Origin of the sequence: Luteolibacter arcticus (assembly GCF_025950235.1) — a bacterium.
GTDB classification, from domain to species: domain Bacteria; phylum Verrucomicrobiota; class Verrucomicrobiia; order Verrucomicrobiales; family Akkermansiaceae; genus Haloferula; species Haloferula arctica.
The window spans coordinates 489,059-501,430 of record NZ_JAPDDT010000002.1; the positions used below are offsets into that span (position 1 = coordinate 489,059).

General features: G+C 65.0%; 14 protein-coding genes. 5 read left to right on the plus strand and 9 right to left on the minus strand.

Annotation, left to right across the window (positions count from 1 at the left end):
* Positions 1-126 precede the first annotated feature (126 nt).
* Both rph and leuA read right to left on the minus strand, forming a co-directional pair.
* Complete coding sequence (rph, locus tag OKA05_RS06725; RefSeq protein WP_264486349.1) at positions 127-912, minus strand: ribonuclease PH; 786 nt, start codon at positions 910-912, stop codon at positions 127-129.
* A gap of 80 nt (positions 913-992) precedes the next feature.
* Positions 993-2,678 carry a 2-isopropylmalate synthase gene (leuA, locus tag OKA05_RS06730; RefSeq protein ID WP_264486350.1) on the minus strand — a complete coding sequence of 562 codons (1,686 nt, stop codon included), beginning with the start codon at positions 2,676-2,678 and terminating at the stop codon, positions 993-995.
* Between the two features lie 244 nt (positions 2,679-2,922).
* Here leuA and OKA05_RS06735 point away from each other — a divergent pair, with 244 nt between their 5' ends.
* Complete coding sequence (locus tag OKA05_RS06735) at positions 2,923-3,690, plus strand: TPM domain-containing protein (protein WP_264486351.1); 768 nt, start codon at positions 2,923-2,925, stop codon at positions 3,688-3,690.
* On the opposite strand, the gene OKA05_RS06740 is transcribed toward OKA05_RS06735, so the two are convergent.
* A complete protein-coding gene (locus OKA05_RS06740; protein ID WP_264486352.1) occupies positions 3,650-4,225 on the minus strand; it encodes a DUF2062 domain-containing protein in 576 nt (191 codons plus the stop codon). The two genes, OKA05_RS06735 and OKA05_RS06740, sit on opposite strands and share 41 nt — an antisense overlap.
* Before the next feature lie 125 nt (positions 4,226-4,350).
* Here OKA05_RS06740 and OKA05_RS06745 point away from each other — a divergent pair, with 125 nt between their 5' ends.
* The 4 genes from OKA05_RS06745 to OKA05_RS06760 all read left to right on the plus strand — a co-directional run bounded on the left by OKA05_RS06745 (position 4,351) and on the right by OKA05_RS06760 (position 7,585).
* Positions 4,351-5,238: an undecaprenyl-diphosphate phosphatase gene (locus tag OKA05_RS06745; RefSeq protein ID WP_264486353.1), complete on the plus strand. Its 888-nt coding sequence runs from the start codon at positions 4,351-4,353 to the stop codon at positions 5,236-5,238.
* A gap of 75 nt (positions 5,239-5,313) precedes the next feature.
* On the plus strand, positions 5,314-6,207 hold the full coding sequence (locus OKA05_RS06750) for a hypothetical protein (protein ID WP_264486354.1): 894 nt from the start codon (positions 5,314-5,316) through the stop codon (positions 6,205-6,207).
* A 79-nt stretch (positions 6,208-6,286) separates the two neighbouring features.
* Complete coding sequence (locus OKA05_RS06755; RefSeq protein ID WP_264486355.1) at positions 6,287-6,940, plus strand: murein hydrolase activator EnvC family protein; 654 nt, start codon at positions 6,287-6,289, stop codon at positions 6,938-6,940.
* A 3-nt stretch (positions 6,941-6,943) separates the two neighbouring features.
* A complete protein-coding gene (locus OKA05_RS06760) occupies positions 6,944-7,585 on the plus strand; it encodes a thermonuclease family protein (protein WP_264486356.1) in 642 nt (213 codons plus the stop codon).
* Positions 7,586-7,672: 87 nt separating this feature from the next.
* Here OKA05_RS06760 and OKA05_RS06765 read toward each other — a convergent pair whose 3' ends face one another.
* The 6 genes from OKA05_RS06765 to OKA05_RS06790 all read right to left on the minus strand — a co-directional run bounded on the left by OKA05_RS06765 (position 7,673) and on the right by OKA05_RS06790 (position 12,340).
* On the minus strand, positions 7,673-8,368 hold the full coding sequence (locus OKA05_RS06765) for a hypothetical protein (protein WP_264486357.1): 696 nt from the start codon (positions 8,366-8,368) through the stop codon (positions 7,673-7,675).
* Positions 8,369-8,439: 71 nt separating this feature from the next.
* On the minus strand, positions 8,440-8,826 hold the full coding sequence (locus OKA05_RS06770; RefSeq protein ID WP_264486358.1) for a (deoxy)nucleoside triphosphate pyrophosphohydrolase: 387 nt from the start codon (positions 8,824-8,826) through the stop codon (positions 8,440-8,442).
* Entirely contained in the window at positions 8,823-9,545 is a 723-nt protein-coding gene (locus OKA05_RS06775) for a metallophosphoesterase family protein (RefSeq protein ID WP_264486359.1), read from the minus strand. Before OKA05_RS06775 ends, OKA05_RS06770 begins: the two co-directional genes overlap by 4 nt.
* Positions 9,546-9,608: 63 nt before the next feature.
* Positions 9,609-10,565 (minus strand): hypothetical protein, encoded by a 957-nt coding sequence (locus OKA05_RS06780; protein ID WP_264486360.1) that lies wholly within the window; start codon positions 10,563-10,565, stop codon positions 9,609-9,611.
* Position 10,566: 1 nt separating this feature from the next.
* A complete protein-coding gene (locus OKA05_RS06785) occupies positions 10,567-11,481 on the minus strand; it encodes an ABC transporter permease (protein WP_264486361.1) in 915 nt (304 codons plus the stop codon).
* A gap of 7 nt (positions 11,482-11,488) precedes the next feature.
* Positions 11,489-12,340: an ABC transporter ATP-binding protein gene (locus OKA05_RS06790; RefSeq protein ID WP_264486362.1), complete on the minus strand. Its 852-nt coding sequence runs from the start codon at positions 12,338-12,340 to the stop codon at positions 11,489-11,491.
* Positions 12,341-12,372 lie beyond the last annotated feature (32 nt).

Below are 12,372 nucleotides of genomic sequence, written 5' to 3' on the forward strand. Positions count from 1 at the left end.
CTATGCCGGGACCCGTTAAAGGCCCCGTGTTTTTTTATATGAACCCCCTAGCGGCGAACCGCTTGAGGATCGAACAAAACTAGTTCAGCCCGAGGGCGCTGCAAGGACAAAGAAAGGCCGCGCGGCTCACCGCCCGAAGGCCGCCGCGAGCGAGGCCAGCGCGTCGCCGCTCGGCCGGTCGGCCTCGAGGATCGCCTTCTTTTGCAGCGCCACCAGTTCGGCGGACCCCTTGGTCGCCAGCTCCAGCATCGAGGTCATCTCGGCGCCGGAGAAAACCGCCTCCTCGCCGCTGCCCTGAACCTCCACGAACTCGCCGCTCTCGGTCATCACCACATTGAAATCCACCGAGGCCTCCTTGTCCTCGATGTAATCCAGATCGAGAACCGGCTGGCCATTCACAACGCCAGCGGAAATGCCGGACACCAGCTTCGTCAGCGGGAAAGTCTTCAGTTTGCCTGCCGACATCAGCTTGTTCAGGGCGATCGCCAGCGCCACGCAGCCACCGGTGATTGAGGCTGTGCGGGTTCCGCCGTCGGCCTGCAGCACGTCGCAGTCGATCCAGACCGTGCGCTGGCCGAGTTTCGAGAGATCCGTCACCGCCCGCAGCGCCCGGCCGATCAGCCGCTGGATTTCCGAGGACCGGCCGTCGAGCTTGCCGCGCGAGATATCGCGGTCCTTCCGTTCCAGCGTGGAATACGGGAGCATGCTGTATTCCGCGGTCAGCCACCCCCCCTCCACCCGTTGCATTTTCATCCACCGCGGCACATCCTCATCGATGGTCGCCGCGCAGATCACCCGGGTATTGCCGAAGGAGACCAGCACCGAACCCGCCGCATGCGGGGCCACGTGGGGGATGAAGGAAATCGGGCGCAGTTGATCCGGCTGGCGGCCGTCGTGGCGGGCAGAAGACATGGTGCAGAGTCAAGGGAAGCCTCGCACCCATGGCAAGAGGCGATGGACCTCATCGCCCGCCACGACATTGGATCAGGCCGCTAGGCCCGCAGCAGATTCCACCCGGTCACCAGCGCCTTCAGGCCGGCCATTTCGATGGACGGGTCGATGCCGCAGCCCCAGAGGATGCGGCCGTCATCGTGCTGGACCTGGACATAGGCGGCGGCGTTGGCGTCCGACCCGCCGCGGACGGCGTGCGAACGGTAGTCGGTCACCTTGAAGTCCTTCATGCCGGCACCTTGCATCGCTTGGACGAAGGCGTTGATCGGGCCGTTGCCGAGGCCGTGGATCTTCCGCTCCTCGCCGTACAGCTCGATGGTGGCGGAGCAGGCCACCTGGCCGCGCTCGGTGGTGTGGTGGACCAATTCGTAATCCTTCACGGAAAGCGGCAACTCGACATTGGCGAAAAGCCGGTAAAAGGCATCGCGGATCTCGTCCGCGGTCAGCTCACGGCCCAGTTCATCGGCCAGGTCGTAGATGCGCTTGCCGACCTGCGGGTGCATCGTCTTCGGCAGGTCGAGGCCGTGTTCGCGGTCGAGGATGTAGGCGATGCCGCCCTTTCCGGACTGCGAGTTGATGCGGATGATTGCTTCGTAGGAACGGCCGATGTCCTGCGGGTCGATGGTCAAGTACGGCACACCCCACGCGAGCTCGGGGTCGCCTTGGGTCTCCTTCTCCCGGCGGTCGAGGCCCTTCTTGATGGCGTCCTGGTGGGAGCCGGAAAAGGCAGTGAACACCAGCTCGCCCGCATACGGGTGGCGCTCACCCACCGTCATGCGGGTGACCTTTTCATAGACTTGGCGCAGCGAGGTCAGATCGGAGAAATCCAGCCCTGTCGGGATCCCGTGGCTGTTCATGTTCAGCGCCACGTTTACGATATCCAGATTACCGGTGCGTTCGCCGTTGCCGAAAAGCGTGCCCTCCACGCGGTCCGCGCCGGCCATCAGGCCCAGCTCGGTGGCGGCAGTGCCGGTGCCGCGGTCGTTGTGGGTGTGCAGCGAGACGAGCAGCGATTCGCGGCTTTTTAAATGGCGGCACATCCACTCGATCATGTCGGCGTGGATGTTCGGCGTGGCCCACTGGACGGTGTCCGGCAGGTTCACGATCATCTTTCTCTCCGGCGTCGGCTGCCAGACGTCGATCACGCCGTTGCAGCACTCGAGGGCGAAATCCAACTCGGTATCCGAGAAGGACTCCGGCGAGTATTGCAGGATCACCTCGGTGTTCGGGATGGTCGGGACCAGCTCCTTTACCAGCTTGGCCCCCTCGATCGCGATGTCGCGGATCTGCTCGCGGGTGGCATCGCTGAAGGTCACGCGGCGTTGCAGCGGCGAGGTGGAGTTGTAGATGTGGACGATCGCCTTCTTCGCTCCGGCGATGGCTTCGAAGGAGCGGCGGATCAGGTGTTCACGCGTCTGCACCAGGATCTGGATGGTCACGTCCTCCGGGATGCGGTTCTCCTCGATCAAGCGGCGGCAGAAATTGAACTCCGTGTCCGCGGCCGAGGGGAAGCCGATCTCGATCTGCTTGAAGCCGACGCGGCAGAGCACGTCGAAGAACTCGAGCTTTTCCTCCACCGACATCGGCTGCGGGAGGGCTTGGTTGCCATCGCGGAGGTCCACCGAGCACCAGATCGGCGCGGTGGTGATGGTCTGGTCCGGCCATGTGCGGTCCGGCAGTTGGACCGGCGGGAAGGGCCGGTATTTCGAGATCGAGGCGGTTTTCACGGAAAAAAAGAGAGATTGAGTCGGAAAGGAAAAGGGGCGCCGCAGGAAAATTGCAGCTGCCAGGTGACGGCGGTAGGGAAAGAAAATGCTCAGCGGGTGGCCAGCCCTAGAAGGAGCGGCCGCAGCTCAAGAAGCCCGCGGAGATTCGTCGTCACGGCCCGGACGCTGGCGCGGGAGGGGGGGGCTGTCGAGGGGAAAGACGGCAGGGCTTGCCAGCCACGGCCGGTCAGCGATGATGCGCGGCGTGAGGGGACTGTGCGTTGCGCTGCTTTGGATCGTTGCGGGGTGGCTGAATGCCCAGGAGTTGGATGACTTCACCGCGCCGCCGCCGCCCGCCGATCGGGTGCTCGATGAAGCCCGGATCTTCGCGCGCAGTCCGGACCGGCACCAGGCGATCGCCGGGGCCTTGGCGGCGTTGGAGGAAAAGCACGGCTTCCCCTTCTACTACGTCCTCTACAGCTCGCTCTACGGCCGCAACCTCTCCGACCGTGCGCATGCCCTGCAACATGCCTGGCTCGGCGATGCGCCGGGCATCGTGCTGGTGCTGGAGACCGACAGCCGGAACTTCCGCGTCGGCCAGGCGGCTTCCAAGAAGGACGAAATTCGCACTGGGACCATGCTGCCGGTGGCCGGACCGAAGGAACTCGCTCCGTCCGATCTGGCGATGATCGTTCGCGGCATGGAGGAAAGCCTGCGACAGGCTGCCAATGGCGAGGAGTTCGCCGAACGGCTGGCCACCGGGATGACGGCCGGCATTTCAACGCTGCTGGACGAACGCGCGGCAGCCCCCGAGGGCTCGACCCGCAGCCGCCTGATCCTGCTCGCCGTCGGCTTCGGCGCGGCGGCCGGATTGATCTCGCTGCTGGTGGTGGCCGGCCTGAAACGCGCAGAGGCGAAAGCGCTGGAGCGTTTCGTCTTTCCCAAGGCGACCGTCGGTACCCGTCTCGGCGCGCCCTTCGGCGGGGGAAAGGTCAGTTCCCGGAGCTTCCAGAACCGCGAGGCGGGACGATGACGACGGCGTCGCGGTGGCGGCGGGGCAGCCTCGGCAGGTGATGCGGCATGATCGCCGAAAACAGGTGGACGGCCGGGAAGGTGAGAAGCGCCGCGATCAGGCCGGACAGGAGCACACCGAGCAGGAAGGTGGCGGCATTCACCACGCCGACGCCCGGGATCTCGAAAGTCCCGGCAAACTCAGGCGGCGATAGATGCAGGAGGCCTTGTACCTGATTGCCCAGCCAAAGCTGGGCCGCCCAGATCGGCAAATTGGTCAGCGGATTGGAAATCCACGTGATCGCCACGGCGAAGGGGATGTTCGCCTTCACCCGCATCGCCGCGATCGCTGCGAACAGCGACTGCGGGATCAGCGGGATCAGTCCGAAGAACAAGCCGATCGCGATGCCGACCGCCACCGTGTCGCGGCACGGCTTCCACAGCCGGCGCTCGAACAGGGGCTGGGTCAGCTTTCTCCACCACCCGCGATGTCGCAGCTTCGGATGGCGCAAGGCCCGATAGGCGCGCCTGACCATCCAGAGATACTTTCGCTTCATGCGGTGGTGGTTTTGGGTCCGGAGGTTACGCCGGGCGCTCGGAACTTCTCTCCGTATGGACCATCAAGCAACCGCAAATCCCTTGCCGCCGCCGATCTTGCCCGGCAAGGTCGCGCCACTCCCTCATGAATTGGTGGCAAGCGCTCATCCTCGGCATCATCGAGGGCCTCACCGAATACCTCCCCGTCAGCTCGACCGGTCACCTCATCGTCGCCCAGCGGATGATGATGGGGAACCTGACCGGCCAAGAGAAAGCGGCGGCGGATTGTTTCGCGATCTGCATCCAGGGCGGCGCGATCGCCGCGGTGCTGGGGCTCTATTTCCCGCGGGTCCGCCAGATGGCGATGGGCATGCTGGGCCGTGACAAGGAAGGCCTCAAGCTGGTCTTCGCCGTGCTCGCCGGCTTCCTGCCAGCTGCCATCATCGGCTATCTCGCCAACGACTGGATCGAGGAAAAGCTCTTCCACTTCAAGTGGGTCGCCATCGCGTGGTTCGTGGGCGGCGTTGCCATCCTCGGGGTGGACCGCTGGATGAAAAAGGGCGGGGGCAGCAAGGGCGTGGAGCTCGCTGAAATCACGATCAAGATGGCGCTGCTCATTGGATTCGCCCAGTGCCTCGCCATGTGGCCGGGCACCTCGCGCAGCCTGATGACCATCCTCGGCGGCATCCTCGTCGGCCTGCGCCTGAGTGCCGCGGTCGAATTTTCCTTCCTGCTCGGCTTGATCACGCTCGGGGCCGCCACCGCCAAGAAGGCCGTCTGGCCGGTCCATGACATCGCGGAGAAATACGACCACAAGCTCGGCGGCGCGCTGCTGATGTGGGACAGCTACGGCCCGGTCCCGCTGCTGATCGGCGTGATAGCGGCCACCATCTCCGCCGCATTCGCAGTGAAATGGATGGTCTCCTACCTGAACCGAAAGGGCTTGGGCGTCTTCGGCTGGTACCGGATCGCCATCGCGATCGTCGCCGCGGTGATGATCGCCACCAATGCGCTCGGCCTGGGCGCGGGCTGAAGCGCAGCAGGAAACGATGGATGCTCGGGCGGGCCTCGACAAAGAGACCTCCCGCAGGCATAGGATCGCCGCTGGATGAACAAATACGTCGCATCCGGGTTGCTCGTTCTCGCGTTTGCGGCGATGCCGGGGATGCGGCCGACTCGCGGTTCCGTCGCGGCAGCAGCAATCGCGCCGACCCTTCCCACCAAGGTCCGGGACCGGAGCGCAGCATCCTCGGGACCGGTCGAGGGCTTCGTGCTCGACCTCGAGTTCAGGAAAGATGAGGTCGAGTGGCCCGCTCTGCTCAAGGAGCGCTACCTCGGGAGCGTGGACTGGAGAGTCGGTGTGCTGGAAGAAAAGCTCGTCCTGTCGCCGGACCAACAAGCCCAGGTGGCGGCTTGGAGAGCACAAATCGCGCAGCAGCTCGACGCGGCCAAGACGAGCGCGGAGGCCAGTCACTTCGCCACGCCAAGGGAAGTCGAAGCGTTCCTCCGCCCCTTGCTGGATGAGGATCAAACCGCCGCTCTGGCGGTTCTGAAGAAAGACGAGCACTCGCAATGCGTCGCCTCCATCACGTCTTCTCAGTTCTCCCGCTTGGCGCAAGTAGCCGGTCTGGGAACCGAACGGCAGGCGGAGGTCGCCACGGCCCTTGCCGGCGATGCGGAGGCCGTCGCGGCGTTCAGGCTGGACGATCCTCGCCCGTTGGAGCTTTTCATTTCGAACTTTGACAAGGATCCGCAGGCATTGGGGATCGAGCACTTGAGCTGGGAATGGCTGGGAGAAGACGGATTGACCCTCATAGTGGATCACCCGCTCAAGCGGCAGTTCATCAGGGATGTCCAAGCACGCATCGACTCCCGGGTGGCATCGCTGGAATCGGTGCTCACCCCTGCACAACGTGAAACCTATCGGGAGTATCTGCGGAAAAACTGGTCAGGTAATCCTTGGCATCAACTCCTCTTCCCGCCGCTGGACCCGGGGCGCTGACTCCGGCCGCCGCCCGGTCAAGCCCCGAATTTCTCTTGCCCGGGACCGCTCGCGGGCGTGCATTGGTGGGGTGAGCGGAGTGTCGCGGAAACCCATCCTCATCCTGCTGGCCCTGCTTTTGGCCCTGCTGGCGCCTGCCGCCTATGGCCAGCAGCGCACCGCGCGGGTGCCGCTGGCGGATGGCTTCGATTTCCCCGTCGGCAAGCCGGATGCCACCAGCTACTACAAGGCCCGCGGCCTGCGGCTGCGCCCGCCGGTCCACTTCGGCGAGGATTGGAATGGCGCAGGCGGCGGCGACACCGACATGGGTGCTCCCGTTTACAGCATCGGCGATGGCGTGGTGACCTGGGCCTACGATGTCCACCAAGGCTGGGGGAATGTCGTCATCATCCGCTACGCCTACCGCGACCCGGCTTCCGGCCAGGTTCGGTTCATCGATGCCCTCTACGGCCACCTCCGCGAGATGCTGGTGAAGGTCGGCCAGATCGTGAAACGCGGCCAGCAGGTCGGCACCATCGGCAACAACCGCGGGATGTATGCCGCCCACCTCCATTTCGAGATCCGCCACAACCTCTCCATCGGGATGCATCGCGAGAGCGTGGCCCGGGACATGACGAACTGGGCCGACCCGACCGAGTTCATCAAGAAGTACCGCCGCCTGAACCGCGACTGGGGCAAGGCCGCCATGCCGCTCGGCACCTATCAGGAGTACCAGGGTTTCAAGGGCCTCTGAGCCATGGCACGGCGCGGACCGACCAAGCCCTGGCAGCTCGTGCTGCTGCTGATCATTGCCGTGGTCGTCTGGGCGCTGGATCAGCAGCGGAAAACGCCCGCCGCGGGGAAATCCCCCAGTCAGAAAGCTCCGACCGCCGGCTACGAGGTCATTTCCGGCTGCCGCTGGCAGGATCATAAGAGCAATGACGGCGACAGCTTCCACGTCCGCCTGCCGGATGGCCGGGTCGAGCAGTTCCGCCTCTACTACGTGGATGCGCCGGAAAGCCAGTTCCGCAGCTACGGCGGGGGCCGCACCAACCGCGAACGGATCCACGAGCAGGCGCAGGAGATGGGCTTGAGCGACGAGCAGGCGGTCGAGATCGGCCAGCGGGCCAAGTCCCGCGCCCACGACCTGCTGGCCGGCAAGCCCTTTACCCTCCACACCCGCTGGGACGACCCCTTCGGCGACCGCCGCTACCACGCCTTCGTCGCCCCCGAGGGCGGGCCTTTCCTGGAGGAAACGCTGGTCCGCGAGGGCCTCGTCCGCATCCGCACCAAGCCTGCCGACCTGCCCGACGGCACCCCGGTCAAGGAGCGGCTGCGGCAGCTGCGGGACCTGGAGAAAGAGGCCAAGCAGGCCAAGCGCGGTGCGTGGGGCTGGTGAGCGCGGGTGCCGGTGTGTCGCTCCGTCGGCGGCGGAAGTAAGCCATCGTCAGGATCGGCGGACGATACCGCCGGTCCCGTCGCAGGATCAGCGGTTCAACTTGCGGTCGAGCGCGCTCTTGAGCTGGAGCGCGAAATTCGCCGCCGCCTCGTCGAACAACGCGTCGACTTTCTTCGGTTGCGCGGCCAGCTCTCCCACGGCGATCGAGTTCGTGGACCTTCCGATGACCGGCTGTTCGAACAGGGTCTTGCCGCTGGCATCCGTGAGCTTCACTTGAACGCTCAGGCTGGCACCGAGATGAGTTTCGTCGTTCGTCCGGTGGAAGCGCATGAGTCCATAGGTTACCAGCTCGCCGCTGAAGCGGTTGGGCGAGCTATCCTTCAGCCGGGGGCCGAAGAACTCATCGCCGCGAAGCATCTTCTCGGCGCTCGCGCGGAGCTTCTTGTCCAGTGACTTCGGCAGGCTGGCATTCAGCTTTTCGAGCTGCTGGCCGTACTGCTTTTCGAACTCGCTCTTTTGGTGGGCGGTTACGCCGGCATCGATCGCCGTGCCGATTAGCGCGGGGATGATGCCGCCGCCGGTGGCCATCGGCACCGAGCTGGAAGCACCCGGCGAGTCGATGCCCGAGACGGGCTTCATGGCACCGGCTTTCACCACCGGCTGGGACAAGGACACCGTGGAAAGCTGGGATTTCTGCGCCTCGCTCCAACTACTCTGGGCGCAGCTTGAAAATGCCAAGGCAACCACCGGGGCTGCGAGGAAACGTAAACAGGTGGAATTCATACGGGCGGGAACATCCGCAGCCCTGCGGAGCGAGACAAGCCACGCGTTGGCGTAATCTTTTCCTCCTGCGGTCACTCAATTTCCCGCCATTCGGCCAGGATCGGCACGTCGGCCTCCGCCCAGTCGAGGTCGCGGAGTTCGTCTTTTCCGCACCAGCGGATCTCGGAGTGTTCGTGGGGGTGGGGGGTGCCGGAGCGGATGTGGCACAAGAACGGGTGCAGGCGGATCGGGCCGCGGCCGTAGTCCCAGACTACCGGGGTGAGGGCGACACCGGTTTCCACGCGGATTCCCAATTCTTCCTCCAGCTCGCGGACGAGCGCGTCGGACGGGTTCTCACCGGGCTCTACCTTGCCGCCGGGGAATTCCCATTTGCCGCCGAGGTGCTTGCCCTCGGGACGTTTGCAGGCCAGCAGACGGCCGGCGTCGTCGAGGATCAGGCCGGCGACGACGTCGATCATCGGCCGTCGGCGAGGCGCTCGGCCAGCATCGAGGGCAGGCCGGCATCGAGGATCTTCCGCTGGGTGGTGGCGATGTCGTACTCGACGCGGCGGAAGACGACCAGCTTGTGGTCGAGGTCGTAGATGGCGTAGCAGGCCCGCCAATCGCCGTCGCGCGGCTGGCCGACGGAGCCGGCGTTGATGAAATATTTTGAGCCATCCTCGATCACCACCGAGTCGGCCGGCACTTCGGCGACCTTGTCGGTCTTCACGTATACCCGCGGGACGTGGGTGTGGCCGTGGAAGCAGACCTGCGTGAACTGGTACGAGAAGTTCGACATCGCGTCGAAGCGGTTCGTCACGTAGTTCCAATGGGCCGGCTGGTCGAGGGTGCTGTGGACGACCGTGAAATCCTCGACCTGGCGGACCATCCGCAGGCGACGCAGCCAGGTGCGCTGCTCATCGGTAAGCTGTTCGCGGGTCCACTCGAGCGCGGCGGCGGCCACCGGGTTCATGGAATCCAGCGAATGGGTGCCGGAGGCGTCCTCATCGTGGTTTCCCTTCACTACCGGGCAGTCCATGGCGCGGACCTTTTCCAAGCAGGCGGCGGGGTCCGCATTGTAGCCGACGACGTCGCCGAGGCAGACGTAGTCGGTGCACCCCTGCTCGGCGGCATCGGCCAGCGCGGCCTCGAGGGCTTCGAGGTTGGCATGAATGTCACCGAAGAGAGCGATTCGCATGGGAAACGGGCGGCGGGAGAGGCTTTAGGGGAGGGGTCCCGCGGCTGTCGAGTCAAACCCGGTTCAACGGTCAAGTGCGAGCCGATCGCGGGCTTCTTCCTTCTGACGGATGAAACTGCGGCGGTCTTCCGGGGAAATGCCACGCTGCTGCTCCAGCAAGCGCAATGCCGTTTCCACGCCACGCTCGGGCATCCGGTCCAGCAGGTTGTTCACATGGTACTCGCCGAGGTTCCGGAGCGCCTTTTCTTCGTTGCCGAAGACGTCGCGGACTAGGGCGAGCGGGTCATCCGGCTCATGGACCTGGTATTCCAAGGTGTAGCACAGGCACAGCAGGGTGGGGACGCGGTTTTCCGGGGTCGCCAGCAGGCTCCGGACGGCCGCCAACATCTCGGCGGGATCCCCTCCGGCGCGGGCTTCGGCGAAAAACCGCTGGCGGTGAATGTGCGGCGGGGCCTTGCCGGTCGCCACGGCCTTGCGGAAGGCCTCGACGGCCGCCTTGTCGTCCGGATCGCGGCGAGCGTCGGAGAGCAATTGCCCGTAAAGCGAGGGGAGTTGCCAGTCGCCGGGGTTGTTGGCGATGCCGCGCTCGTAGAAATGCCGGCCCTTGGCGATCCAGCGCCGCGCTTCGGCCTTGGCGCGGACCGGCGGCAAGCCGGAGTCCATGCGATACCACGAGGCGGCGTTGTAGGCCATGTGCCAGGCCCCCATGTCCCAGTAGTACGGGCCGTGGGGCGCGAGCTGGACGGTGGTTTCCATCGATCTTTCGACCTCACCCCAAGCGCACTCGTGGAAATGCTCGGTCGCCTCCAGGTGGGCGAAGGTGGCCACCAGCGTCCGCAGGCCGGCCAAGGCGATGGCGGAGCTGTTTTGGCCGATCTTTTCCCGCAGGCCGATCTCCAGCGGAGGGGAAAGCAGGCCCTGCTTCTGGAAGTCCTTCGTCAAAGCCTCCTCCATCGGCAGGCGCAGCACGCCCGCAACAAGCAGGACGGCAACGGCAAGCAAGGGACGGCGGGATTTCATTTCAGAACTCCTTTTTCGAGAAGATCAGCCACGAGACGAACAGGTGCAGGACCAGATAGAAGAGGGTCACGCCGCACAAATTCGCCAGTGCGCCGGGCTGAATGACTTTCCCCTCGATGATCTTGTCGACGATGTTGAAGAGCTGGAAGTCCGGGAAAATCGTCGCCACCGCTAAGCCGGTAAGGCGCTCCAGCATGCTCACGCCTTCGGGCTCGAGGTACATCTCCCGGGCATCCGCCTGGAAATTGCCGATGAAGTAGACGATGAAGCCGGTGATGGTCGTGAACAGCGTGCTGGTCGAGACGATCGACAGCATCAGCGCGGTGGACGAAATCACCACCGCCCGCAGGAAGACCGCCAGCACCGCGCCCTGCAAATCCCAGGTCGGACCTTGCTTGAGCGTCTCCTGCTTGAGGGCCGCGATCTGGTCCGCCGGCCAGCCGGCCTTCAGCGCGGAGGCCGATTGGGCCTCGACCACGAGGTGGGAGCGCACCGCCAGCACCCCGGTCATCAGCAGGTCCATCACCAGCAGCGAGACGAAGATCAGCAGCAGCACCCCGCCGAGCTTGCCGACGAGGTAGTCCAGCCGCGGCACCGGCTTGGCGAGGATCGTGTAGAGCGTCCGGTCCTCCACGTCCTTCGGCAGCAGCAGCGCCGTCGCGACGATGCCGAGCACCACCGAGAACAAGGTCATCGTCCCCAGCGACCAACTCCGGATGGAGCGTAGCACCTCCACGCCTTCGAGGTTCGGGCGGTCGATGCCTTGGATATTGAAAAGGTTGCTCGCCAGCAGGATCAGCGCGAACACGCCGAGGAAATAGAACACCTTCATCCGCACCAACTGCGTGAAGGTATGCATCATGATCACGCCGATGCGGCGGGGATTCAGCGGACGGTTGGGCGCAGGGCGGGGCATCGGGTCGTCAGTCGCGGCGGTTCACGGTTTCCTCCAAAAAGAGCCGCTCGAGCGTGGTCTTCGGCCGGCCGGTGCGCAGCAGTTCGGCATGGCCATCGGCCTGGATCTGGGCGGTCAGCTTTTCCAACAGCTCCGGCGAGGCATCGCGCAGCACGATCTCGGTCTGGTCGCCGATCGCCAGCAGGTCGTCGATGCGGCCCTCCTTGACCATCTTCCCGCGGAAGATGATGCCCACCCGGTCGCATACCTCCTGCACCTGCTCTAACAAATGCGAGCAGAGGAACACGGTGATCCCGCGCGTTTTCAAATCGAGGATCAGGTCGCGGATCTCGCGCGAGCCCACCGGATCGACGCCCGCGGTCGGCTCGTCGAGGATGACCAGCCGCGGCTCCTGGACCAGAGCCTGGGCCAGGCCGATGCGCTGGAGCATGCCCTTCGAGTAGCCGCCGAGCCGCCGGTCGCCGGCACCCTCGAGGTCCACCAGATGCAGCAGCTCTTTCACCCGGGCCTCCAGTGTCGCGCCGCGCAGGCCGCAGAGCTTGCCGTAGAAGCGCAGCGTCTCCGCACCGCTGAGGTGCTTGTAGAAATAGGGATTCTCCGGCAGGAAGCCGACATCCTGGCGCGAATCGACCTGCATCGAGTCGTTGCCGAAAATCCGGCAGACGCCCGAGTCCGGCTGCACCAGTCCAAGGAGCGCCTTCATGGTGGTGGACTTGCCGGAGCCATTCGGCCCGATCAGCCCGTAGACCTCGCCGGGGGCGATGGTTAGAGACACGCGGTCGACCGCACGCAGCGGTTCCTTGCGGCCCACCGGGCGGAAGTCCTTTACCAGATCCAGGATCTCAACGGCGTTATCCATCGGCGCACGGAAGATGCTAGAGAGAGAGCGCC

Coding starts and splice junctions, on each gene's coding strand:
- OKA05_RS06785 (WP_264486361.1), bottom strand. CDS start 11,481: ATGCCCCGCCCTGCGCCCAACCGTCCGCTGAATCCCCGCCGCATCGGC.
- OKA05_RS06765 (WP_264486357.1), bottom strand. CDS start 8,368: ATGAATTCCACCTGTTTACGTTTCCTCGCAGCCCCGGTGGTTGCCTTG.
- OKA05_RS06775 (WP_264486359.1), bottom strand. CDS start 9,545: ATGCGAATCGCTCTCTTCGGTGACATTCATGCCAACCTCGAAGCCCTC.
- OKA05_RS06780 (WP_264486360.1), bottom strand. CDS start 10,565: ATGAAATCCCGCCGTCCCTTGCTTGCCGTTGCCGTCCTGCTTGTTGCG.
- OKA05_RS06770 (WP_264486358.1), bottom strand. CDS start 8,826: ATGATCGACGTCGTCGCCGGCCTGATCCTCGACGACGCCGGCCGTCTG.
- OKA05_RS06745 (WP_264486353.1), top strand. CDS start 4,351: ATGAATTGGTGGCAAGCGCTCATCCTCGGCATCATCGAGGGCCTCACC.
- OKA05_RS06760 (WP_264486356.1), top strand. CDS start 6,944: ATGGCACGGCGCGGACCGACCAAGCCCTGGCAGCTCGTGCTGCTGCTG.
- OKA05_RS06750 (WP_264486354.1), top strand. CDS start 5,314: ATGAACAAATACGTCGCATCCGGGTTGCTCGTTCTCGCGTTTGCGGCG.
- rph (WP_264486349.1), bottom strand. CDS start 912: ATGTCTTCTGCCCGCCACGACGGCCGCCAGCCGGATCAACTGCGCCCG.
- OKA05_RS06740 (WP_264486352.1), bottom strand. CDS start 4,225: ATGAAGCGAAAGTATCTCTGGATGGTCAGGCGCGCCTATCGGGCCTTG.
- OKA05_RS06790 (WP_264486362.1), bottom strand. CDS start 12,340: ATGGATAACGCCGTTGAGATCCTGGATCTGGTAAAGGACTTCCGCCCG.